This window comes from Pseudomonas sp. RIT-PI-q, from assembly GCF_001297125.1.
In the GTDB taxonomy this organism is placed as follows: domain Bacteria; phylum Pseudomonadota; class Gammaproteobacteria; order Pseudomonadales; family Pseudomonadaceae; genus Aquipseudomonas.
This window is the reverse complement of the sequence record NZ_LHPC01000042.1, coordinates 1-23,829: the sequence shown is the minus strand read 5'-3', so window position 1 is coordinate 23,829 and position 23,829 is coordinate 1. Positions and strand designations below refer to the sequence as shown.

General features: G+C 60.0%; 18 protein-coding genes. 10 read left to right on the top strand and 8 right to left on the bottom strand.

Going from position 1 to position 23,829, the window contains the following annotated elements; genetic code table 11:
• Positions 1-393: 393 nt before the first annotated feature.
• Positions 394-1,815, top strand: a complete 1,422-nt coding sequence (locus AEQ67_RS22915; RefSeq protein ID WP_059406097.1) for an amino acid permease — start codon at positions 394-396, stop codon at positions 1,813-1,815.
• A 90-nt stretch (positions 1,816-1,905) separates the two neighbouring features.
• Here AEQ67_RS22915 and AEQ67_RS22910 read toward each other — a convergent pair whose 3' ends face one another.
• Complete coding sequence (locus AEQ67_RS22910; protein WP_059406096.1) at positions 1,906-3,081, bottom strand: OpgC family protein; 1,176 nt, start codon at positions 3,079-3,081, stop codon at positions 1,906-1,908.
• A gap of 255 nt (positions 3,082-3,336) precedes the next feature.
• Here AEQ67_RS22910 and AEQ67_RS22905 point away from each other — a divergent pair, with 255 nt between their 5' ends.
• Genes AEQ67_RS22905 through AEQ67_RS22895 form a run of 3 tightly spaced genes read left to right on the top strand, consistent with a single transcriptional unit; the run spans position 3,337 to position 6,159 of the window.
• The gene (locus AEQ67_RS22905; RefSeq protein ID WP_059406095.1) at positions 3,337-3,711 is read left to right on the top strand and encodes a GtrA family protein; all 375 of its coding nucleotides are present in this window, start codon (positions 3,337-3,339) and stop codon (positions 3,709-3,711) included.
• Positions 3,708-4,649 (top strand): glycosyltransferase family 2 protein, encoded by a 942-nt coding sequence (locus AEQ67_RS22900; RefSeq protein ID WP_059406094.1) that lies wholly within the window; start codon positions 3,708-3,710, stop codon positions 4,647-4,649. The genes AEQ67_RS22905 and AEQ67_RS22900 overlap by 4 nt, the downstream gene beginning before the upstream one ends.
• A 1-nt stretch (position 4,650) precedes the next feature.
• On the top strand, positions 4,651-6,159 hold the full coding sequence (locus AEQ67_RS22895) for a glucosyltransferase domain-containing protein (protein WP_059406093.1): 1,509 nt from the start codon (positions 4,651-4,653) through the stop codon (positions 6,157-6,159).
• Positions 6,160-6,347: 188 nt separating this feature from the next.
• On the opposite strand, the gene AEQ67_RS22890 is transcribed toward AEQ67_RS22895, so the two are convergent.
• Both AEQ67_RS22890 and AEQ67_RS22885 read right to left on the bottom strand, forming a co-directional pair.
• Positions 6,348-7,967 (bottom strand): FMN-binding glutamate synthase family protein, encoded by a 1,620-nt coding sequence (locus tag AEQ67_RS22890; protein ID WP_059406092.1) that lies wholly within the window; start codon positions 7,965-7,967, stop codon positions 6,348-6,350.
• A 182-nt stretch (positions 7,968-8,149) separates the two neighbouring features.
• Positions 8,150-8,950 (bottom strand): helix-turn-helix transcriptional regulator, encoded by an 801-nt coding sequence (locus AEQ67_RS22885; RefSeq protein WP_059406091.1) that lies wholly within the window; start codon positions 8,948-8,950, stop codon positions 8,150-8,152.
• A 125-nt stretch (positions 8,951-9,075) separates the two neighbouring features.
• Between AEQ67_RS22885 and AEQ67_RS22880 the strand changes: the two genes are divergently transcribed.
• Positions 9,076-9,897 carry a carbon-nitrogen hydrolase family protein gene (locus AEQ67_RS22880; protein ID WP_059406090.1) on the top strand — a complete coding sequence of 274 codons (822 nt, stop codon included), beginning with the start codon at positions 9,076-9,078 and terminating at the stop codon, positions 9,895-9,897.
• A gap of 194 nt (positions 9,898-10,091) precedes the next feature.
• Positions 10,092-11,417 (top strand): APC family permease, encoded by a 1,326-nt coding sequence (locus AEQ67_RS22875; RefSeq protein WP_059406089.1) that lies wholly within the window; start codon positions 10,092-10,094, stop codon positions 11,415-11,417.
• A 123-nt stretch (positions 11,418-11,540) separates the two neighbouring features.
• On the opposite strand, the gene AEQ67_RS22870 is transcribed toward AEQ67_RS22875, so the two are convergent.
• Genes AEQ67_RS22870 through AEQ67_RS22850 form a run of 5 tightly spaced genes read right to left on the bottom strand, consistent with a single transcriptional unit; the run spans position 11,541 to position 19,933 of the window.
• Complete coding sequence (locus AEQ67_RS22870) at positions 11,541-12,947, bottom strand: ATP-binding protein (protein WP_059406088.1); 1,407 nt, start codon at positions 12,945-12,947, stop codon at positions 11,541-11,543.
• Positions 12,944-14,755: a DAHL domain-containing protein gene (locus AEQ67_RS22865; RefSeq protein ID WP_059406087.1), complete on the bottom strand. Its 1,812-nt coding sequence runs from the start codon at positions 14,753-14,755 to the stop codon at positions 12,944-12,946. The genes AEQ67_RS22870 and AEQ67_RS22865 overlap by 4 nt, the downstream gene beginning before the upstream one ends.
• A complete protein-coding gene (locus AEQ67_RS22860) occupies positions 14,752-15,711 on the bottom strand; it encodes a cytochrome-c peroxidase (RefSeq protein ID WP_059406086.1) in 960 nt (319 codons plus the stop codon). Before AEQ67_RS22860 ends, AEQ67_RS22865 begins: the two co-directional genes overlap by 4 nt.
• Positions 15,712-15,755: 44 nt before the next feature.
• Positions 15,756-17,630 (bottom strand): putative bifunctional diguanylate cyclase/phosphodiesterase, encoded by a 1,875-nt coding sequence (locus AEQ67_RS22855; protein ID WP_059406085.1) that lies wholly within the window; start codon positions 17,628-17,630, stop codon positions 15,756-15,758.
• Positions 17,627-19,933, bottom strand: coding sequence for an EAL domain-containing protein (locus AEQ67_RS22850; protein WP_059406084.1), 2,307 nt, complete (start codon positions 19,931-19,933; stop codon positions 17,627-17,629). The genes AEQ67_RS22855 and AEQ67_RS22850 overlap by 4 nt, the downstream gene beginning before the upstream one ends.
• A gap of 255 nt (positions 19,934-20,188) precedes the next feature.
• Between AEQ67_RS22850 and AEQ67_RS22845 the strand changes: the two genes are divergently transcribed.
• From AEQ67_RS22845 to AEQ67_RS22830, 4 genes are all read left to right on the top strand, one after another.
• Positions 20,189-21,550: an HD domain-containing phosphohydrolase gene (locus AEQ67_RS22845; RefSeq protein ID WP_059406083.1), complete on the top strand. Its 1,362-nt coding sequence runs from the start codon at positions 20,189-20,191 to the stop codon at positions 21,548-21,550.
• Positions 21,551-21,826: 276 nt separating this feature from the next.
• Positions 21,827-22,261: an NUDIX hydrolase gene (locus AEQ67_RS22840; RefSeq protein WP_059406082.1), complete on the top strand. Its 435-nt coding sequence runs from the start codon at positions 21,827-21,829 to the stop codon at positions 22,259-22,261.
• Positions 22,262-22,283: 22 nt separating this feature from the next.
• The gene (locus AEQ67_RS22835) at positions 22,284-22,922 is read left to right on the top strand and encodes a LysE family translocator (RefSeq protein WP_059406081.1); all 639 of its coding nucleotides are present in this window, start codon (positions 22,284-22,286) and stop codon (positions 22,920-22,922) included.
• Between the two features lie 2 nt (positions 22,923-22,924).
• Entirely contained in the window at positions 22,925-23,422 is a 498-nt protein-coding gene (locus AEQ67_RS22830; RefSeq protein WP_059406080.1) for a GNAT family N-acetyltransferase, read from the top strand.
• Positions 23,423-23,829: the final 407 nt, after the last annotated feature.

Genomic DNA, 23,829 nt, shown 5'->3' with positions numbered 1-23,829 from the left:
GAAGAAACGGATATGTACCCCCCAAAAAAAGCCTGAAACAACCGAACCAGAGCCCTACACAAGAAAATCAGATCCCACACAGAATCATGACGATGCACCAAAGCCGTGCAATACTCCCCGCCGCTTCAAACAGCGAAAAATCCTACAAATCCCAGACAATCTATCTCTGCAAACCCCCGCTTTACCGAGATTAACGACTGAATTTTGTGGTTTATAGAGTGAAAATCTCTGTCGCCAGCTTTTTATACTGCATGCCCCGCTGATCTTGCAGGTTTTGTCCTACAAGACGGGTTTGCCCACAAGGCACGCCCGGTATCAGGAAGCGCCGGCTTCCCCGCCTGCGATTCATTGACTCGGTGGTCATATCCAATAACAAGACGAGGTTGTACCCCTATGCCAGTTGGCAACCACCTGCCCCAAGGCGAAACCGCTCAAGGCGGCCCGCTCAAACGCGAACTCGGCGAACGGCATATTCGCTTGATGGCACTCGGTGCCTGTATCGGCGTCGGCCTGTTCCTCGGTTCAGCCAAAGCCATCGAAATGGCCGGCCCGGCCATCATGCTGTCCTACATCATCGGCGGTCTGGCGATCCTGGTGATCATGCGCGCCCTCGGCGAAATGGCCGTGCACAACCCCGTCGCCGGCTCCTTCAGCCGTTACGCCCAAGACTACCTCGGCCCCTTGGCCGGCTTCCTGACCGGCTGGAACTACTGGTTCCTGTGGCTGGTGACCTGCGTCGCGGAAATCACCGCCGTGGCGGTGTACATGGGCGTCTGGTTCCCCGACGTACCGCGCTGGATCTGGGCCTTGTCGGCCTTGATCAGCATGGGCACCATCAACCTGATCGCCGTGAAGGCCTTCGGTGAATTCGAATTCTGGTTTGCCCTGATCAAGATCGTCACCATCATCGCCATGGTGATCGGCGGTATCGGTGTGATCGCCTTCGGTTTCGGCAACGACGGTGTGGCCCTGGGGATTTCCAACCTGTGGGCTCACGGCGGCTTCATGCCCAACGGCGTACAAGGCGTGTTGATGTCGCTGCAAATGGTCATGTTCGCCTACCTCGGCGTCGAGATGATCGGCCTGACCGCCGGTGAAGCGAAGAACCCGCAGAAAACCATCCCTAACGCCATCGGTTCGGTGTTCTGGCGGATTCTGCTGTTCTACGTCGGCGCGCTGTTCGTGATCCTGTCGATCTACCCGTGGAACGAAATCGGCACCCAGGGCAGTCCGTTCGTCATGACGTTCGAACGTCTGGGCATCAAGACTGCCGCCGGCATCATCAACTTCGTGGTGATTACCGCCGCGCTGTCGTCCTGCAACGGCGGCATCTTCAGCACCGGGCGCATGTTGTACAGCCTGGCGCAGAACGGCCAGGCCCCGGCCGGTTTCGCCAAGACCTCCAGCAACGGCGTGCCGCGTCGCGCACTGCTGTTGTCGATCGGCGCCTTGCTGCTGGGCGTGCTGCTCAACTACCTGGTGCCTGAGAAAGTCTTCGTCTGGGTGACGGCGATTGCCACCTTCGGCGCGATCTGGACCTGGGTGATGATCCTGCTGGCCCAACTCAAGTTCCGCCAAGGCCTGAGCGCCAGTGAACGTGCCGGCCTGAAATACAAAATGTGGCTGTACCCGGTCAGTTCGTACCTGGCGCTGGCGTTCCTGGTGTTGGGGGTGGGTCTGATGGCGTACTTCCCGGACACCCGTGTGGCGCTGTATGTCGGCCCGGCGTTCCTGGTGCTGCTGACGGTATTGTTCTACGTGTTCAAGCTGCAACCGACCAATGTGTCGCAAGCTGCAGTGCGTTCGGCTTCGTAAGTTGTAACATTTGAAATGAAAAAGCCCCGGTCGTGATGATCGGGGCTTTTTCGTTGTGGAAGATCAAAAGATCGCAGCCTGCGGCAGCGCCTACAGGGGAATGCGTTCAATCGGTCGATCGCAATCTCCTGTAGGCGCTGCCGCAGGCTGCGATCTTTTGATTGTCTGGTTCAACCGCTTATTGAACTCCAGCCACGCTGCCAGCAACGCCATCAACCCGGCCCCCACCAACGCCGTGAAAATCTGCATGGCAAAAGCATCGTCGGTCAGCGCGTTGAGCATGTCCGCCAGCGGCGCCAGCAACACGCCCAGGCAGAAGATCTCCAGGGAAAAACGACCCATGCGGCAGCTTTGCTGCGCCAGCCAGTTCTGCGTCCATCCGGTGTCTGGAAGCAGTTTCGCGGTGACGTAAGCCAGTGCCAGGAAATGCACCAGGCGCACCGGCGACAGGTCGGTCTTGCTGATCGGGTATAACAGGTTGCTCAGGCTGGCGGGCATCAAGGCGTCATGAATCGGCGGCCAGCGCCATGCCACGGTAATCACCCCGGCGACCACCACGTACAGTGCCGCACTCACAAACAACGGCTGGCGCGCCAGCGAACGGGTGTCGGGCAAGCGTGGCCGGGTCCCGTGAATCGCCGCCGCGCCGCCGAGGACAAACAGCAGTTGCCAGGCGACGGGGTTGAAGTACCACACACCGTCCTTGATGGCGGCCAGGTTCCAGCCAAACAGCGGCACCATCAGGTACACCGCCAGCGACATCGCGACCACCACCCAGGCCTTGCGCACCAGCAGCGGCAACACCAGCGGCAGTCCCGCCAGTAGCAAAATGTACAGCGGCAATGGGTCCATCAGGTTCGGCTTGAAGCGCAACAGCAGCTCATCGATCAAGGCCTGCTGCGGATCGCTGATGAAGTGGTGCATGCCCATTTCTTCCACCAGGTCGCGGGTTTCCACATGGCTGTTGGCGAAGAACACAATGCCCATCAGCATCGCCAGCAGGAAAATATGCACCACGTAGAGCACCCACGCGCGCCGCAGGATCTTGATGCAGGCGATCAGAAAACCGTCGCGCGCAAGGATTTTGCCGTAGGCCAGGACGGCCGCATAACCGGCCAGGAACACGAAGATTTCGGCAGCGTCGCTGAAGCCGAAGTTACGCAAGGTGATTTGACCCAACGGGTTGTGAGGCACGTGATCCCAGAAGATGAAGATCAGTGCCAGGCCCCGGAAAAAGTCGATCCGGTGATCGCGCTCAAACGTCATGACGGCGGGCTCGTGAACGGGTGTGAAGTAAGGGGTCGCCGAAGGCGCCGAAGAGTGCGCGCCGTACATCGGGCGGCGCGCAGGGTGGCGTGATTCGCCGGCAATTGCAAAGCCTGGGTATTACGGAATGTCTCCTGACAGTGCGCTGAAACCCTAACCGCTGGTCTGAAAGGCCATCAGACCTGTGATTTCTGACAGTAGACAGGTTCAAAGCTTTATGACGGGTTGTGCCACGGCCTCAAGAGGAGAGTCACCATGCGACTCTTGTGGAAAGGGTTTTCCAGCTACACGGTGATCGGGGTCGCCAACACGCTGATTCACTGGCAAATCTTTTTCCTGCTCAGCGTGGCGGCTGGCTGCAGTCAGGCGCTGAGCAATCTGGCGGCCTTCTGCGTTGCCGCCTCGTTTTCCTTCTACATGAACGCGCTGTATACCTTCGATGCCAAGGCCTCGGTCGGCGGCTATCTGCTGTTTCTCGGGGCCATGGGCGCGTTGAGCCTCGGCGTCGGTCATGCAGGAGACGTATGGCGACTACACGGTCTGCTGACAGTGGCTATATTTTCGGCGTTGAGCCTGGTGTTGGGCTTCCTGTTTTCAAAGTATGTGGTGTTTCGCGAGCGTGACGCATGAAGGTCTCGTTGATCGTTCCAGTATTCAATGAAGAACAGGCGATCAGCCTGTTTTATCTGGCGGTGCGGCGTGAGTTGAAGCTTGAAAACGCTGAGGTCGAGATCGTGTTCATCAACGATGGCAGTTCCGATCGCACGGCTGAACAGGTCAAGGCTCTGGCGCAAGCCGATGAACAGGTCATGCTGATTAACTTCTCGCGCAACTTCGGCAAGGAACCGGCGCTGTTCGCCGGCCTGGAATACGCCACCGGCGATGCGGTGATCCCCATGGACGTGGACTTGCAGGATCCGATCAGCGTCATCCCGCGGTTGATCGAAGAATGGCAAAAAGGCGCCGATGTGGTGCTCGCCAAGCGCCGGGACCGGACCGCCGACAGTTATCTGAAACGCCACAGTGCGGCGCTGTTTTACCACCTGTTGAATCGCATTTCATACACCCGCATCGAAGAAAACGTAGGCGACTTCCGGCTGATGGACCGCAAGGTAGTCGACGTGATTCGCGCACTGCCCGAGCATCAGTTGTTCATGAAGGGTGTGCTGTCGTGGGCCGGGTTCAACACTGTAGTGGTGGAATACGAACGCGCCAGGCGGGTGGCCGGAGCCAGCAAGTTCAACGGTTGGAAGCTGTGGAACCTGGCGCTGGAAGGCGTGACCTCGTTCAGCACGGTGCCGTTGCGTTTGTGGACGTACATCGGTGGCGGGATTTCGATCTTCGCGGTGCTCTACGCGGTGTACATGGTGCTGGACAAGATTTTCTTCGGCAACAGCGTGCCCGGTTACCCCTCGTTGATGACCGCGATTCTGTTTCTCGGTGGCGTGCAGTTGATCGGCATCGGCATCCTCGGCGAATACGTCGGCCGCATTTACATCGAGGCCAAGCATCGACCGCGCTATGTGGTGAAAGACGTCATCGGCGGCAAAGACCGGCTCGGGCTTTAGCATGGGCAGGTTGATCGACTATCTCAGCAAAGAACTCGGGCGTCGGCAGGTCTGGCTGTTTTTTCTGATCGCGACCCTGGTGTACATCGTCCCGCTGATCCTCGCGGATTATCCCTACATCGATGACAACTGGCGTTCCTTGTCGGCGGGTACAGCCTGGGCGGAGCAGGGGCGGTTGTTCACCGAGCTGTTCTACAACCTGTTCACCTTCAGCAATGCCGCTCCAAACATCTTTCCACTACCGCTGTTGATCGCCACGCTGGCCATGGCCTCGGCATTGACCAGCCTGACGTTTCATTACTACCCGCAACCGACGATTTCCCGTTGCCTGGTGCTGTTGCCGCTTTGGTACAACCCGTTCTTCCTGCAAAACCTGTCTTATCAGTACGACGGCGCGCCGATGGCCTTCAGCGTGGTGGCGGTGATCTACGCGATCACGTTTCGCCATCCTTCACGCATCCTTCAATGGCTGGTGCCTTCCTTCCTGATTGCGCTGGCGCTGGGGCTCTATCAGGTGAGCCTCAATGTGTTTCTGGGCTTGTGTTGCCTTGAGCTGCTAAGGGGGGCCAATGAACGGTTGGCCTGGCCGCAATGGCGCGACTTGATCGGCTGGAAAATCGCCCAGACTGTACTGGCCTGGCTGATCTACGCCGCCAGTGCGTATCCGTTCATGAAGCACAATCGCACGTTGTTGTTGAACTGGACGGCGGCACCGTTGCTGCAAATCCAAGTCAACATCGCCAGGGTCCTGGAAAAAGTCGTGCTGCTGTTTCACGGAGGATTTGCCTGGGTCTTCGCCGCGCTGTTGCTGTGCGCCATTGCCGGCGCCGTGCGGCTGGGTATGAATGTGCTGGAGCGTCAGGACACCGGGCTGAAGAAATGCCTGATCGGTCTGCTGTGTTTGCTGACCTTGCCGGTGGTGACATTGCTGGTGTCGGGTGTCGCGCTGTTTTTCCGGGATTTCAATGAAGGCGCCAGGACGCTGATGGGTTTCGCGGTCCTGCTGGTGCTGATGTTTTATTTGAGTCATTTGGCGCTGGCGCGAATCCATGAACGGTTGCCGCTGCTCTTGGTGATTCCATTGCTGGCGATGCTGTCATTGTCGTACGCCTATGGTCGGGTGCTGACGCTGCAAAAAACTTTCGCGTCGAGTGCGCTACTGAGCCTTGAGTACGACATTGCGTCCCACCGAGAGCTGCGCGAGGCCAAGCGTATTTACATGTCGGTGACCTATTCCGATCACTGGCTGGTGGGGGCGGCGGGGTCGTTCAAGCAAATGCCGGTGTTGCACTTCTTGCTGAATATCGACTTTTTCATGCTGGCCGAAAACCTGCCGAAAGTGGGCATCACCAACGTAGTCGCGGAGAAGGAGCGACGTAACGCGACCCGGGTCGGGTATCTAGGTTATCCGCCGCTGCTGGAAAATCCGTACTACCGGATTTTCCTGTTGGGCGATTACGGTTTTATCGTCATGAAAGAACCGGCCCCAATCAAGGCGCTGCGCTGGTGATTGTAGGCGCTGGCTTGCCAGCGAAGGCGATTCACCTGACCCACCGCATCGCCCGGTTCGCCAGCAAGCCGGCTCCTACGGATGGAACCCCATGCACAGCCCTGTAGGAGCTGGCTTGCCAGCGAAGGCGATTCACCTGCCCCACTGCATCGTCTGGTTCGCCAGCAAGCCGGCTCCTACAGATGGAATCAGGCTGCGGCTAATTCGTTGGGCTCAAAACTATCCGAACGCGCCATCTGCCACATCCGCGAATAAAACTCGCCGTTCACTTCACCGGTGAGCAATTCCCCCGGTTTCAAAAACACGTGCAGCTGCGAGAACAGTTTGATCTCGGTGGCCGACATGCGCCGCACCAGGTGCTTGGCCGACAACTGCGACGGATGATCGAGGCCCGCAGCGGCGAGCATTTCGGCCAGGGCCTTGAGCGTGTTGCGGTGGAAGTTGAACACGCGCTGCGCCTTGTCCGGGACCACCAACGCGCGTTGGCGCAGGGTGTCCTGGGTGGCGACGCCGGTCGGGCATTTGTTGGTGTGGCAGCTTTGCGACTGGATGCAGCCGATGGCGAACATGAAGCCGCGCGCCGAGTTGGCCCAATCGGCGCCGATGGCCAGGACGCTGGCGATGTCGAAGGCGCTGACGATCTTGCCGCTGGCACCGAGCTTGATCTTGTCCCGCAGGTTCAGGCCGACCAGGGTGTTGTGCACGAACAGCAACCCTTCGCGCATCGGCACGCCAATGTGGTCGGTGAACTCCACGGGTGCAGCGCCGGTGCCGCCTTCCTTGCCGTCGACTACGATAAAGTCCGGGAGAATCCCGGTTTCCAGCATGGCCTTGGCGATGCCCATGAATTCCCACGGGTGACCGAGGCAAAACTTGAAGCCCACCGGCTTGCCGCCGGACAGTTCACGCAGTTGCTGGATGAAATGCATCAGTTCGATCGGCGTGGAAAACGCACTGTGTCGCGACGGCGAGATACAGTCTTCGCCCATCAAAATGCCGCGGGTTTCGGCGATTTCCTTGGTGACCTTGTGCTTGGGCAGGATGCCGCCGTGGCCGGGCTTGGCGCCCTGGCTCATCTTGATTTCGATCATCCGCACTTGCGGCGTCTGTGCTTGTGCGGCGAAGCGTTCCGGGTCGAAACGGCCGTCAGCGGTGCGGCAACCGAAGTAGCCGCTGCCGAGTTCCCAGGTCAGGTCGCCGCCGTTTTCCCGGTGATACGCGCTGATGCTGCCTTCACCCGTGTCGTGGGCGAAATTGCCGAGTTTGGCGCCCTGGTTCAACGCGCGAATGGCGTTGGCGCTGAGGGAGCCAAAACTCATGGCCGAGATGTTGAACACCGACGCCGAGTACGGCTGCGTGCACTGCGGGCCGCCGACCGTCACGCGGAAACTGCTCGGGTCGCTCAAGGGCGCCGGGCGCATGGAGTGGCCGATGAACTCGAAACCTGACTGATACACGTCGATCAACGTGCCGAAAGGTTTGTCGGCGCTTTCGTTCTTCGCACGGGAATAGACCAGTGAACGTTGGGCGCGGGAGAAGGGCAGGGCGTCGCTGTCGGATTCGAGCAGGTACTGGCGGATTTCCGGGCGAATGCCTTCGACCAGGTAGCGGATGTTGCCGAGGATCGGGTAGTTACGCCGCACGGCGTGAGGGCTTTGCAGCAGATCGAACAGGCCCACCAGGCTGAGAACGCCGGTGACGGCGGTGATTGGCCAGAGCCAGTCGTGTTCGAGGAAGGGCAGGCTGGCGAGGGTGAATATCACACAGACGGCAAAGAAGGCGTAGCGGCTCAGGAGTGACAGGCTCATACGGGTTCCTTGGGTTCGGACTCGGTTGTGTTCAACACCGTGGAATGGCTGGACTCACATCACTGTGGGAGCGGGCTTGCCCGCGATTGCGTCATGTCAAACAACATATGTTTTTCTGAAAGGACGCTATCGCGGGCAAGCCCGCTCCCACAGTGAAAATGAAAAGCAATCCACTGGAACGGTCAGGCGTTTTGGGCCTGGAGAAATATCGAAAACAGCTCGGACTGGGACTTGATCCCCAGCTTGCTGTACATGTGTTTCTTATGGACTTTCACGGTTTCAACTGAGATCTCAAGCTTACGAGCGATTTCCTTGCTGGAGCAACCGCTGAGCATCAACCTTCCGACGTCCAGCTCCCGGGCGGTCAGTTGCGCGCCTTTGAGTTGTTGCACCGAGGCTTCGAGCTGCACTCGCCAGTCACCCTGGATCGGCGCCGGCGCGAGGGCCACGACCTCGTTGATTTCGTAAGGCAGGCGCTGGCGCAACAAGCCGAGCACCCACGGCTGGATCAGCGACAGCAAGGCAATCTGTTGGCCGCTGAAGCGTTGCTTGCTGCCCAGTGACAGGCACAGCGTGCGATCGCCTTCGAGTTGGCAATTGAACTGGATTTCGTCGGCCACCACATTCAGACGAAAGTAGCGTTGGTAATACTCGGTCAGCTCGAAATGCTCCGGCGCGACTTCCGACAGGCGATACAGCCCGGTACGCGATTGCTCGCGGCAGGCGATGTAGAACGGGTCCAGCAGGTACAGGCCTCGCAGGTAATCCTGGAACAATTGATCGGGGCTGCCGTCCTCACCGGGACATTCGGCGAACACCTGCGGGTGCTGATCGGCGCTGAAAAGCAGCGCCACCCAGCTGTCGAAGGTCACGTACTGGTCCAGCAGCCGGACCAGCTGCGTCCAGAAGTTCGGCTTGTCGAGGGCGTCGATCAGTTGCCCGACCGAGCGGTGCCAGGCGATGTCGTCTAACGAGAGTGTCATGCATCTACCCCTATCGGGTTACCCCAGCGGCGTGATTCCCCGGCCGGTTGCTTGCTGCGCATACTGGCGCACAGACAACGACCGGGCAATCTTTCCCCGCCCGGCGCCTATAACAAGGATCACCGATGAAAGTCGAACTCGCCCAATTGGCGGGCCGTGACAACGACACGGCTTACAACCTCGAACGCGCCTTGGCCGCGATTGCTGCCTGCGCCGCCGATACGCAGCTGATCATGTTTCCGGAAAGTCATTTGATGGGCTTCCCCTCGGCCGAAACGGTGGCGGCGATCGCGGAACCGCTTGATGGCCCGACCGTCAGCGCGATTGTCGCCGCCGCCCGTGAACGCAAGATTGCCGTGGTCGTTGGTACAGCCGAGAACGATAACGGCCGTTTCTTCAACACCACGCTGCTGATCACGCCCGAAGGCATTGCCCTGCGCTATCGCAAGACCCACCTCTGGGCGTCCGATCGCGGTGTGTACGAGCCGGGTGATCGCTACGCCACCTGTCTGTGGAACGGGGTGCGCGTCGGCCTGCTGATTTGCTACGACATCGAATTCCCTGAAACCGCCCGCGCCCTGGCGCAACTCGGCGCGGAGCTGCTGATCGTCACCAACGGCAACATGGACCCTTACGGCCCGACTCACCGCACCGCGATCATGGCCCGCGCCCAGGAAAACCAGGCGTTTGCGCTGATGGTCAACCGGGTGGAAGAGGGCGATGGCGGGTTGCTGTTCGCCGGCGGCAGTGCGCTGGTAGATCCTCTGGGCACGCTGTTGTTCGAGGCCGGGCGGGATGAAGGGCAGTTCGCGGTAGAACTGGACCTGAATCAGCTGACGGCGGCGCGGCAGGATTATCGCTACCTGGATGATCAGCGGCTGAAGTTGCCGGGGGAATTGGTTGAGCATGCCAATGGGCTTCGGGAGCTGCTGATTCCTTCGCGCTGAGCTGCTGACGCCTTCGCTGGCAAGCCAGCTCCTACAGGTTACGCGCGACCCTTGTAGGAGCTGGCTTGCCAGCGAAGAGGCCCGACCAACCACCACACCTCTTTACCCATTCACCCAAGAACAACAACGCAACACCGGTAATTTGCGCCGAACTCGGCTCTGCCATAAATCTAATAAATTCGGAGTAGTCGCTCATGGCTCGTTTGCAACGCACCCTGTCATTGGGTTCGGTGGTGCTGTTCGGCATCGCCTACATGACGCCGATCATTGTGCTCGGCACCTTTGGCATCCTCGCTCAATCCACCGCCGGCATGGTCCCGGCCGCTTACCTCGCGGCACTGGTGGCGATGTTCTTCACCGCCATGAGCTATGGCCGAATGGCCTCGGCGTTTCCAGTGGCCGGCTCGGCCTACAGCTATGTGCGCAAGGCGATCAGCCCGAAACTCGGTTTCATCGCCGGTTGGGCGGTGTTGCTCGATTACCTGTTCCTGCCCATGGCGATCTGGCTGATCGGCGCCGCCTACCTCAACTCCGCGTTCCCGGCCGTGCCGCAGTGGATCTGGGTGCTGGCGTTCATCGGCATCACCAGCGCGATCAACATCATCGGTTTGAAACTGGCCAACGGCATCAATGCCCTGCTGATGCTGGTGCAGTTCCTGGTGCTGATCGCGTTTGTCGCGCTGTGCGTGCATTACGTCGGCGGTGATGCGAGCACGCCGCTGTGGTCGATCAAACCGTTCTTCAACGGCGACATGCAGATGCCGCTGATCATGAGCGGCGCGGCCATCGCCTGTTACTCGTTCCTTGGTTTCGACGCGGTCAGCACCCTGACTGAAGAAACCCGCGACCCACGCCGCACCATCCCGCGGGCGATCATGCTGATTACCCTGATCGGCGGGCTGATCTTCGTCAGCGTGTCCTACTTCGTGCAAATCGCGCACCCGTCGTTTCAGTTCGACAGCGTCGATTCGGCGGCTTATGAAATCGCCCGCAACATCGGTGGTGATCTGTTCGTGACGATCTTCCTGATCGGCCTGATCGTCGGCCAGTTCGCCTCGGGCCTGTCGGCGCAGGCCAGTGGTTCGCGGTTGCTGTTCGCCATGGGGCGCGACGGTGTACTGCCAAAATCCTTCTTTGGCACCTTGCACGAACGCTTTGGCACGCCGGTCAACAGCATCCTGCTGTGCGCCGTGGTGGCCTTGCTGGCACTGAAACTGGACGTGACCACCTCGACCTCGTTCATCAACTTCGGCGCGTTCCTCGCGTTTAGCCTGGTGAATTTGTCGGTGATCTTTCATTACTGGATTGGCGGCGAGAAGAAAGGTCTGCGTGAGTTCGTATTGTTTCTGCTGTTCCCGTTCATTGGCCTGGCGGCGGACTTGTGGCTGATGGTCAGCCTCGATCACCTGGCGATTTATCTGGGTCTCAGCTGGCTGGCGATTGGCGTGGTGTACTTGGCGGTGCTGACCGGCGGCTTCCGTCGCCAGCCACCGGAAATGGATTTCCAGGAAGCCACCTGATCAGCTGATTGGTAAGAAACCTGTGGGAGCGGGCTTGCCCGCGATAGCGGTGGGTCAGCCAACATCTCTGTTGGATGTGACTCAGTCATCGCGGGCAAGCCCGCTCCCACAGTGGATCGGTGTTCAGCCTGCCTGCTTCGTTTGGTGGATTGGCAACTGCACCCGAAAGGTGGTGCCCACACCCAGTTCACTGCGCACCGAAATATCCCCCCGATGTTTCTTCACGATGCCATAGGACAGGGACAACCCGAGCCCTGTCCCCTGGCCCACCGGTTTGGTGGTGAAGAACGGGTCGAAAATTTTCTTCAGGTGCTCCGGCGTAATGCCGGCGCCGGTGTCGGCGACTTCGATCCACACCGTTTCACCCTCAAGCCCGGTGCGCAGGGTGATAATGCCGCGCTCCGGGCCGATGGCCTGGGACGCGTTGACGATCAGGTTCATGATCACCTGATTGATTTGCGACGGCAGGCATTCAATCTCGGGCAGGGCCTGATAGTCCCTCACCACATCGGCCTTGTACTTCAGTTCGTTGGCGACGATGTTCAGGGTCGACTCGATGCCTTGCTGCACATTCGCCCACTGCCACTCCTGGCTGGAGTCGACGCGGGAGAAATCCTTCAGGTCTTTGACGATCTGCCCAACGCGGCTGATGCCTTCCTTTGACTCCTTGATCAGCAGCGGAATGTCCTCGCGCAGGAACTCCAGTTCGATCCGTTCGCGCAGTTGTTGCAAGCGCTCGACCAGCTGAGGGGAACCGATCGCTTCTTCCGCGTCACGATACGCGTCGAGCATTTCCTGAATCTGCTTGAAGTAGCCATCGAGGGAGCCGAGGTTGGAGGAAATAAAGCCGATGGGGTTGTTGATTTCATGGGCGACGCCGGCTGCCAGTTGCCCCAGTGAGGCGAGTTTTTCCGATTGCACCAGTTGCGATTCAAGCTGTTTGCGCTCGTCGATTTCCCGCTGCAACTCAACGCTGGTTTCGGTGAGCTGCCGGGTTCGGCGCTCGACCATCTGCCCCAAATCGTCCATCTGCACACTGGCCCGTTCGGTCATGTCCCATTTGGTCAGCAGGGTGTTGGCCATCTGCTGGACTTCAATGTTGTCGAACGGCTTTTTCAGAATCAGCAGGCGGTCGTGGGCCTGCAAACGGTCCAGCAGTTCATCCCAGGAATAGTCGGAATAGGCGGTGCACACCACCACTTGCAGGCGTGGGTCTGCCTGCCACAAGTGTTCGATGGTCTGCGCGCCGTCCCAGCCCTCGGGCATGCGCATGTCGACGAAGGCCAGGGCGTAGGGCCGATGTTCCTGCAAGGCCCATTTCAGTTTGCCCAACCCTTCCTGCCCGCCGTAAGCCGAATCCAGTTCGAACAGAACGCTGGCGGATTTCACCTCACTGCCGAACAGTGCGGCCTCCATCTCGTCCAGTTCGACAGTCTGCACGGGGGTGGGCGTGAGGATCTTACGGAAATCCACATGGATGGACGGCGTGTCGTCGATCAGCAGAATACGTCGGTTGGACGGTGCGCTCATGCGTCCTCCGTGACGGTTTTCAGCGGGATCTGCAAGGTGAACAACGCGCCTTTGCCCGGCCCGTCGCTATGGGCGGTGAGGTGGCCGTTCATCTCGATGGCGGCCAGGGCGCAGCTGTGCAGGCCGAAGCCGTGACCCTCCTTGCGCGTGGTAAAGCCGTGGGCAAAGATCCGCGTCATGTTTTCCTCGGCGATGCCTTCGCCGTCATCCTTGACGCTGACTTGCAGGGTCGTGTCCTCGATGATTTTTACCCCGAGGGTCATTTGCCGCGGGCGATCGCTGAGCTCGGACATCGCGTATTTGGCGTTGCTGATCAGGTTGATCAGGATCAGCAGCAACCGGTGCTTGTCGCCCATCACCTGCGGCACGTCGCTGTAGTCCTTGACCACCGTGACGTGATGCCGGGTCAGGGCGCCGGAGTTCATGCGCAGGGCGTCTTCCAGCAATTCGCTGATGTGCAGCGGTTCCATCAGGCTGTTGGCGCCCGCGTAGGACTGCTGGGTGGCGACGATGTCCTTGATGTGGTCGACGCTTTTGCTCAACTGCGCGAGTTCGTCGGTCATGCCTTGTTGTTCAAGGGCTATGGCCTCCACTAGCTGATTCAAGTAGCCGGGCAGCAACTTGCCTTTCTCATCCTGGGTCAGGAAGGTCCCGAGGTCGCCCTGATGCTGGTTGATCAGTTGCATCGCCTTGCCCAGGCCCTGCGCCTTGCTGGCGCGCACTTTACGCGAGACCAGGTCGGCCGAGATGTTCACGCTGTTGAGCACGTTGCCGACGTTGTGCAGCACATTGGTGGCGATCTCCGCCATGCCCGCCTGGCGCGCGGTATCGAGCAGTTCGCTCTGGGTATCCCGGAGTTCGCGAGTGCGCTCTTCAACCCGCAGTTCCAGGTCGTCATTGGCGGTTTTCAGGGCTTTGTTGACGCGACTGATTTCCGTGAAGCTGCGCATCAGGTGAATCGCCAGGTACACCAGCAGCAGCACCAGCAGTACCGAAAACACCAGCATGTAGAAGTGATAGCGCTGGTCGACGGCGTCGGCTTGCTGCTGGTCGGTGTTCAGCAGGCTGGTGATATCGTCCAGGCGCTCGGCCACGGGAATGGCTTCGATGTTTTCCAGCAAACCGTTGACCACCGGTTGCTCACGCAGAATCAGTGCGATGTGGTTGCTCATAATATCGAGCGGGCTGTGGAACTGCTCTGGCAGGCGCAGTTTGTTCACGCCCAGTTTGTTCAAACCCACCAGAATTTCAGCGGCCTTGTCATCCGAGGTGACCATGGAAAATTCCATGGTGCTGAGTACCAGGTCATAGGTGTCGGTGGCGATGTTTTGCAGTTGCAGTTTGTCGCCGTCCATCAGTTGGGAGAGTGGTTGCTGAATGTCGTCTTCGGCGGTCGGCAGAAACGCCAGCGAGTTGCGCAGCACCGCGTTGTGGGACTTGAACTGTTCCACCAGGCGGGTCTTCTCCTGGATGGCGCTCAGGTACGCATCATGGCCGGCACGCCAGATGGGCGTGTCGTTGCGGCCGTGGTTCGACTCCATTGTGTCGAATCGCTCCCAGAGTTGCGTCATCTCGGTCAGCGGCGTGACCAGCGGATCGTAGTTGTGACTGATGGCGATCCTGGCCTTGAGGATCTCGGTTTCCCATTGCGCGTTCAGCTGTTTGATCCGCCCGATCAGGTCTCGGGATTCGGCATAGACCGGCGTCTGGTTCGAGCTGGATTTGAGGTACAGGAACAGCAGCGTCGAGGCCAGCATCAGGGCGACGACACCGAGCAATGCCAGGCTGCGGCGGCGGGACATTTTCATAAGGGTTTGCCTCCCCATTCACCGGTCAGGGTCTTGAGGAATTCGATGATCAGAGTCTTGTCCTCGGCGGAAGGGATGCGCCCGAGCTGGAACTTGAACATTACGTCCACCGCGTCTTCCAGGGTTTTCGCCGAGGCGTCGTGAAAATACGGCGCGGTCACCGCGACGTTGCGCAGGCTTGGCACCTTGAACACGTTGCGATCCTCTTCATCCTGGGTTACCAGGTAGCGTCCCAGGTCGGTTTGGGTGGGAGAGCCGCGGGCCTGGAAGTAGTCGCCCATGACCCCGAACTTCTGGAACATGTTGCCACCGATATTCACGCCTTGATGGCAGGCAATGCAGCCGTATTCCTTGAAGCGTTGGTAGCCGTATTTCTCGTCGGTGCTGAGAATCTCGGTGTTGCCTTGCAGGTATTGGTCGAAACGCGAATTGGCGCTGATCAATGTGCGCTCGTAGCTGGCCAGGGCGTTTTGCACATTCTTCATGGTTACGCCGTCCGGGTAAGCGTTGGCGAACGAAGTCTGGTAGCCCGGATCGGCAGTCAGCGTCTGCACTACGTGCTCCCAGTTGCTGCCCATTTCGCTGGGGCTTTGCACCACTTCATGGATCTGGGTTTCCAGGGTGTCGGCCCGGCCGTTCCAGAATTGCCGGAAGTTCAGGCTGGCGTTGAACACGCTCGGGGTATTGATCGCCACCGGAAGGCCGGCGAAACCAATGGAAAAGTCCTTGTCGTCGGCGCCGCCGTTTTCCAGGCGATGGCAACTGGCGCAGGACAGGCTGCCGTTGACCGACAAGCGAGGTTCGTTGAACAACTGGCGGCCGAGTTCGACGCGCTGCGGGTTTTGCTGTGGCACCGCCGGTAGCGGTTTGAGCGGTTCATCCAGTGGTGCGCCGCTGGCGCTCAGACAGAGTCCGAGCAGCGGCGCCATGAGCAGGCGGTGGAAGGAGGACGACATCTGATGATTCCTTGGCTGATGGCCGGTGTGTCGTTTCGCATCGTTCACATGACTGCGGATGGAGGAGGTTTTACCGACCTCAGGTACTGCACGAAGGCGTCTGGCTCCACGGCTTTGCTGAAGTAATAGCCTTGGCCCTCTTCACATTGATGGGATTTGAGGAAATCCAGTTGTTCGAGGGTTTCCACCCCTTCGGCGATGATGGTCAGGTTGAGGCTGCGCCCCAGACTGATGATGGCGCTGACCAGCGCGGCGTCATTGCTGTCGCTGCTCAAGCCGCGAATGAACGACTGGTCGATTTTCAGCACATCGATGGGAAAACGCCGCAGATAGCTCAGGCTGGAATAGCCGGTGCCGAAGTCATCGATGGCCAGGCGCACCCCCATTTCCTTGAGGCGGGTCAGGGCATTGACGGTGGTGTCGATGTTCTGCATCAGCACGCCTTCGGTAATTTCCAGTTCCAGCAACGCCGGTTCCAGGCCGGTTTTTGCCAGTGTCTGTTCGATGCCATCGACAAAGTCCCGCTGACGGAAATCGATCGCCGACATGTTCACCGACATGCAAATCTTCGGCAGCCCGGCGGCTTGCCAGGCGCAGGCTTGTCGGCAGGCTTCGGCCAGCACCCATTTGCTCAGCGGCACGATCAGGCCGCTGTCTTCGGCGACACTGATGAAGTCCGACGGGTAGACCAGACCTTGCCCCGGTTTTTGCCAGCGAATCAACGCCTCGGCACCGACCACCTGGCCGCTGCCCAAGTCCAGTTTGGGCTGGTAATGCAGGACAAACTCGTTGCGCTCAAGCCCCAGGCGGATGCCGGTCTCGATGCTTTGCTGATCCCGGGCGCGCTGGTTCATCTCGTCGATGAAAAAACTGTAATCGTTCGGGCCACTCTCCTTGACGTTGCGCATCGCGGTTTCGGCTTTCTTGATCAGCGCGATGGCATCGAAGCCGTCGTCGGGGTAAATGCTGATGCCCAGGCTGGCGGTTACGCTCAGGTCATGGCCGGCGATGTGCTGGGGCGCGCGGATGGCGTTCAAGAGTTTTTCGGCGATGCCCTTGGTCTGCTGCGGGTGGCGGACATCGCCGAGAATCACCACGAATTCGTCGGAGCCGTAGCGAAAAACCGAATCGGACTCACGCACCGTCGCCACCAGATTGCGCCCGACCTGTTTGAGCATCTCGTCACCGGCCGGATGCCCCAGGGCATTGTTGATGCGCTTGAAGCGATCGAGCCCGAGAAACATCACCGCCAGTTGCTTGTCATGGCGTCGAGACAAGGCCAGGGACTGGTTCAACCGGTCACCCAGCAACGTGCTGTTGGGCAGTTCGGTCAACACGTCGTACTGCAACAGATGCGAGACCTTGAGCAGTTCGTGGACCCGCGCCTCGATGGTTTGCTCCAGGCTGAGCACCTTCATCGCCGCGTCCTGGGCCATCTGCCATTTCCAGGTCAGGGCACTGGCCATCTGGCGGATTTCCAGGCTGTCGAAGGGCTTTTTCAGCACCAGCAACTGATCGCCGAATTCCAGCCGTTCGGCCATGGCTTCCCAGGTGTAATCGGAATAGGCCGTGCACAGCGCGATTTGCAGGTGCGGGTCGGCCTTCCACAGTTGTTCGATGGTTTCCAGGCCGTCCCAGCCCGGTGGCATGCGCATGTCGGTGAACACCAGGGCGTAGGGGCGACCTTCGGCCAGCGCCTTCGTGACCAGTTCGAGGGCTTCCTGGCCCTGATAGGCCGAGTCGAGCTGGAACGTCAGCCGGTCAAGCTGCAGGGTGCCGAACAAGGCTTCTTCAGCGCCGGCCAGGCTTTGCTCACCCTCGGTTTCGGGGCCGAGGATCTTGCGAAAGTCCTGATGGATCGAGGGCGTGTCGTCCACGATCAGAATGCGCCGATTGGTCCGCACGAAAGGCGTTTTCATTCCTTGTCCTCCGTGGAGCGTGGCGGGTTGTCCAGAATCGGCCCGATGTCGCGGTGGGCGGGCACGATGCTCCCGGCTTTCAACAGCTCGGCGGCCTGCTGGCTGCTGACGGCTTTGCTGAAGAAGTAACCCTGGGCGTTCATCGGCGAGCCGGTGGCCATCAGCGAACTGCGCTGTTCCTGGGTTTCGACACCTTCGGCGATGATTCCGATCCCTACCTCCCGTGCAAAATTGATAATGGCGCGCAACGTGTTGGCGCTGGCCGGGTCGCGGGCGGCGGTGTCGATGAAGGCCTGGGCAAGCTTCAGGTGATTGACCTGGTAGGTTTTGAGGTAGTCGAACGAGGAATATTCGGTGCCGAAGTCGTCGATGGCGATCTTCACGCCCAGCTCACGCAGGCGCGGCAGCACGTCGTTGTGGGTCCATTTGGTCTGGGCCAGCGTCGCCTCGGTGACGTCGAAACGCAGGTCCCACGGGCAGAGCTCCCAGCGTGCGGTGGTACGCAGCACGTCATAGATCAGTTCGGGACCACTTTTGAGTTGGGCCAGCGACAGCTTGATCGCAATCACCGGCGGCGCCATGCCTGCGTCACGCCACTGGCGCATCTGTTGGCAGGCGCGATCCAGCACCCAGTGACCGAGGGCGACGATGGTGCCGGTCTTTTCGGCGGCGGGCAGGAACGCAGCGGCCTCCAGCAGACCGCGCTCGGGGTGGTTCCACGTGACCTGCGCTTCCATACCGAGGATCTTGCCGCTGCTCAGGTCGACTTCCGGCCAGTAGTGCAGTTCGAGTTCGTCGTGTTCGATCGCCTCGCGCAAATCGCTGGCGATGGCCATGCGCTCGACCACCTCCTGATTGATCTCCTCGGAGTGGAAGTGGTACTGATTGCGGCCCTTTTCCTTGGAACGGTAAAGCGCCATGTCAGCCTGGGTCAGCAGCCCGTCGGCGCTGGTGCAGGCCGCACTGTAACTGCTGATGCCGATGCTGACCGACACCCGCACGTCGTTGCCGGCCAGGGAGTAGGGCAGCACCAGCGCATCGCGGACCTTGGTGGCCAAGGCGGCGGAGTGGGTAGGGTCACTGACGTCCAGTTGCAGGATCGCGAACTCGTCACCGCCGAGTCGGGCCACGACATCGTTCTCGCGCACGCAGCCTTTCATCCGTCGGGAGACTTCTTGCAGCAACAGATCGCCCACCGGGTGCCCAAGGGTATCGTTGATGCGTTTGAAGTGATCCAGGTCCAGATAAAAGATCGCGAACGGTGTTGCACCCCGACGTGCGGCGGCGAAGGCCTGGTGCAGTCGTTCGATCAGCGTTGCGCGGTTGGCCAGCCCGGTGAGCCCGTCGGTGCGCGCCAGCAGGGCGATTTTCTCTTCGGCCACCTTACGCTCGGTGATGTCGATGATGATGCCTTCGACTTCGAGCAAACGGCCTTCATCGTCGCGCACCGGAATGTAGCGGTTTTCCACCCAGCGCCAGGCACCTGCGCCGGTGCGCATGCGAAACTCGATGGACGCCCCGGCCGCATGGCGGTCCAGCACCCGGGCCATGGCGGTGTCGACTTTCAATTGATCGTCGGGATGGATCAGCTCCTGGGCCCAGTTGGCCGAGGCCACCAGGTTGGCGGCGATGTGCCCGTACTTGGTGATGTTGTGGGAAATGTACATCAGCGGGAACGACGGTTCGCCGCGCAGTCGATACAGAATGGTCGGGCTGTTTTGCACAATGATGTTGGCATCAGACAGCTCCCGGGTGCGTTCCTCGACCGCTTGTTCGAGCAGCGACATCTTCAGCGCCGCGTCTTCGGTCATCTGCCATTTGGCGGTCAGTGAACTGGCCATTTGGCGAATTTCGATGGCATCGAAGGGTTTTTTCAGAATCAGCAGGCGATCACCCAGCTCGAGGCGCTCGTCGATGTCTTCCCAGGAATAGTCGGAATAGGCGGTGCACAGCGCCACTTGCAGCTTGGGATCGACCTGCCATAGCCGCGCGATGGTTTCCAGGCCGTCCCAGCCCGGTGGCATGCGCATGTCGATGAAGGCCATTGCGTAGGGCAGGTCGTTGGCCAACGCGGTCTCGACCTTATCCAGGGCTTCGAGGCCCTGGAACGCCGAATCGAGTACGAAACTTTGCAGCGATATCGCCGCCGGGGTGCCGAACAGGGCATTTTCGGCACTGGTCAGGCGGTCGTCATCGATCGATGGCGGACTGAGGATCTTGAAGAAATCCTCATGAATAGAGGCGGTGTCGTCGACGATGAGAATCCGACGATTGGTCCGCGTCAGCAGCGTATTTATCGACATACGCGGCGACCAACGGTTTGGTGCGGTGTGCGCATAGGGGGCATCCTTTCCCTGATCACCTGGCCGAACGTACAGATTATGGATCCGAGTGATCAGAGCATAGTCCTCTGACTGGCACTTCGCTCATCCGAATGAGGCGAATGAATTCCCGGGACCGGCTGAAAATCATCTAGCCTGTAGTTCAGGCTCCAGCAATAGGGGATGTTTGCCCGGCGCCTGACACGAAGCTGTAGCTGTTTCACTTGAGGTGACGCCATGGAAGAGCAACTCCCCACGACTTTGACCGATAAACCCAAGGTGCTGCTGGTCGATGACGAGGAGTCAATCCTCAACAGCCTGCGTCGCCTGTTACGCGGCCAGCCCTTCGAGGTGCTGCTGGCCACCAGCGGTGCCCAGGCCCTGGAGATGATGGCGCAACAGCCCATCGACCTGGTGATGAGTGACGCGCGCATGCCCAACATGGACGGCGCCACGCTGCTGGGCCATATCCATAAGCTCTACCCGACCACCACCCGCATCCTGCTGACCGGTTACGCCGACCTGCCGACGATCATCAAAGCCATCAACGAAGGGCAGATTCACCGCTACATCAGCAAACCCTGGAACGACGAGGAAATGCTCCTGACCTTGCGCCAGGCCTTGGCTCATCAGCATTCCGAGCGCGAGCGCCAGCGCCTGGAATTGCTGATCCGGCAGCAGAACGACCAGTTGAAATCGCTCAATACCACCCTGGACAAACACGTCGCCTCGCGCACTGCCGAACTCCAGCAGACCGCCGACATGCTCGACCTCGCCTCCGAAGAGCTCAAGCACAGCTATGTCACCGGCACCGAGGTGTTCTCGTTGCTGACCAACCTGCGCTTGCCGCCAGCCAAGCAGACTAATCGCCAGATCATCGAACTGGTGCGGGTGTACTGCAAACTTCATAGGCTGGACGAAGGCACCAGCCGCGACCTGGCCATGGCCGCCGCGCTCTACAACATCGGCAAGTTGAGCTGGACCGACAGCATGATGACCGCGCCTTCGGACTTGCTGCACCACAATGACCGTGAGCGCTATCGCAGTTATCCAAAGCAGAGTGAATCGCTGTTGATGACCCTCGACCCGATGAAGGACGCCGCCCGTCTGATCCTTCACCATCAGGAGCGCTGGGACGGCAGCGGCTTCCCCGACCGGCTCAAGGGCGAGGCGATTCCGTTCGGTTCGCGGTTGCTGAAACTGGCCGTGGATTTCATCGAATTACAGCGTGGGCTGATCCTTGAACGGCAGATGAACAGCGATGAAGCGCTGGTCTACATCCGCAACTATGCCGGCAAGCTTTACGACCCTGAGATGGTCGAGGACTTCATTCAGGTCTGCGCCGCGTATCAGAGTGATGTTTCGCTGGCCGATCCGTCGGTCAAGGTGCTGACCACGCGGGAAGTGGCGGCGGGCATGATCCTGGCGCGCAATCTGAATGCCGACAACGGCATGCTGCTGCTCAATGCCGGCAAGGTGTTGAGCGGGCCGCTGGTGGAAAAGTTGATCGCCTTCGAAGCCATGGAGGGCGCGAAATACAGCATCTTCGTAAAAATCCCGGACGAGGAAACAGCACTCCTGGCTAACGCCGTCCTGTAGGAGCTGGCTTGCCAGCGAAGGCGGCCACATGGGCGACGCAAGACTCAAAGACCCCTTCGCTGGCAAGCCAGCTCCTACAGGAATCGGGCTTGCCAGCGCAGGCTCAAGGCCACCGCCCAATTGTAGGAGCTGGCTTGCCAGCGAAGGCGGCCACACGGGCGATGCAAGACTCAAGGACCCCTTCGCTGGCAAGCCAGCTCCTACAGAGGGATTAGTTGTCGGTCATTTCCCTTCGTGTGATCCTTGCGCCTTTGTTCCAAAGGCTAATTCGTGTCCATGACCCTTTCATCCGCAACGTCACTCCCACTCATCCGCATCGCCGCCGCCCTGTTGATCGGCCCGGACGGTCGCACACTGCTGGTGCGCAAGCGCGGCACCGAGGCCTTCATGCAACCCGGCGGCAAGATCGAAGCCCATGAGCAACCGGCCCACGCCCTGGCCCGCGAACTGGAAGAAGAGTTGGGCCTGGTCGTCGATCCGGCGCATGCCATCTACCTCGGGCAGTTCTCGGCACCGGCGGCCAATGAACCGGGTTTTGTCGTACAGGCCGAACTCTTTCAGCTGACCATCGATTCAGACGTCACCCCGGCCGCCGAGATCGAAGAGGTGCGCTGGATCGACCCGGCCACCGACGGCGATGTCACTCTGGCGCCATTGACACGGGACCTGATCCTGCCGTTTTATCGAGCGTCGTTAATCGCGACTGCCTGATCATTTACGCAAAGGAACCGCCATGATCCCGCTTCAAGACTTGCTGATCTTCGCCGCTGCCGCACTGCTGATGGTGCTGACACCAGGGCCGAACATGATCTACCTGATCTCCCGCTCGATCTGCCAGGGACGCAAGGCCGGGGTGACCTCGTTGCTCGGTGTGGTCGCAGGTTTTTTCGTGCACCTGTTCGCGGCGGCGGCCGGGTTGACCGCGGTGTTTCTGGCGGTGCCGATGGCCTATGAAGTGTTGAAGTGGGCCGGCGCGCTGTACCTGGTGTGGCTGGCCTGGCAGGCGGTCAAACCGGGGGCGCGTTCGCCGTTCGAAGCCCAGCAGTTGCCACCGGATTCCTCGCGCAAACTGATCACCATGGGCTTTCTGACCAGTGCGCTGAACCCGAAGATCGCGGTGTTTTATCTGTCGGTGTTTCCGCAGTTCATCACGCCTGAGCACGGTTCGGTGTTTACCCAAAGTATCGTGCTGGGGCTGACTCAGATCAGCGTCAGTTTCTGCGTCAATCTACTGATCGCGCTGTTCGCCGCAGGCATCGCCTCGTGGTTCGTCAACAACCCGAGCTGGCTCGCGGTGCAGCGCTATTTCATGGGGTTCGTACTGTCCGCGTTGGCGGTGCGGCTGATGCTTGAGCAACGGCGGACGGCTTGACCATGTGGATTGAACGGCTGGATGCCAGTCATGCCCTGGATTATCGGGCGCTGATGCTCGAAGCCTACGACCTGCACCCCCAGGCGTTTACCTCCAGCGTGCGCGAACGCGCGGCGATGCCGCTGGGTTGGTGGGAGTCGCGCCTGACCAGCAAGCTGGACGTGGTATTCGGGGCGTTCGAGGAGGGTGAACTGGCGGGCATCGTCGGCCTGGCCTTCGAGCCTCGGGAAAAAGCCCGGCACAAGGCGACACTGTTCGGCATGTATGTGTCCGGCAAGGTCCGCCAGCGCGGGCTTGGTTATCAACTGGGGCAGGCCGCTTTGGCTGAGGCGCAAAACCCTCAAGGCTTGGGGCTGATCCAGCTGACCGGCACCGCCGGCAACGAAGCGGCGTTCAACCTCTACCAGCGCTGCGGCTTCATCCAGTTCGGCCTCGAACCGCTGGCGGTGCGGGTCGGCGAGGACTACTTCGACAAAATCCACATGTGGCGCGAACTCTAAGCATCACCGAAACCCCTGTAGGAGCCGGCTCGCCGGCGAAAGCGCTGTATCAGGCGACATTGATGTTGACTGTGCAGCCGCCTTCGCGGGCAAGCCTCGCTCCTACAGGTATGTGGTGTGCTCGCGAACTCTGAAACCACCATAACCCCCTGTAGGAGCCGGCTTGCCGGCGAAAGCGCTGTATCAGGCGACATTGATGTTGACTGTGCAGCCGCCTTCGCGGGCAAGCCTCGCTCCTACAGGTCTGTGATGTGCTAGCGAACTCTGAAACCACATAACCCCCTGTAGGAGCCGGCTGGCCGGCGAAAGCGCTGTATCAGGCGACGTTGATGTTGACTGTGCAGCCGCCTTCGCGGGCAAGCCTCGCTCCTACAGGTCTGTGATGTGCTAGCGAACTCTGAAACCAC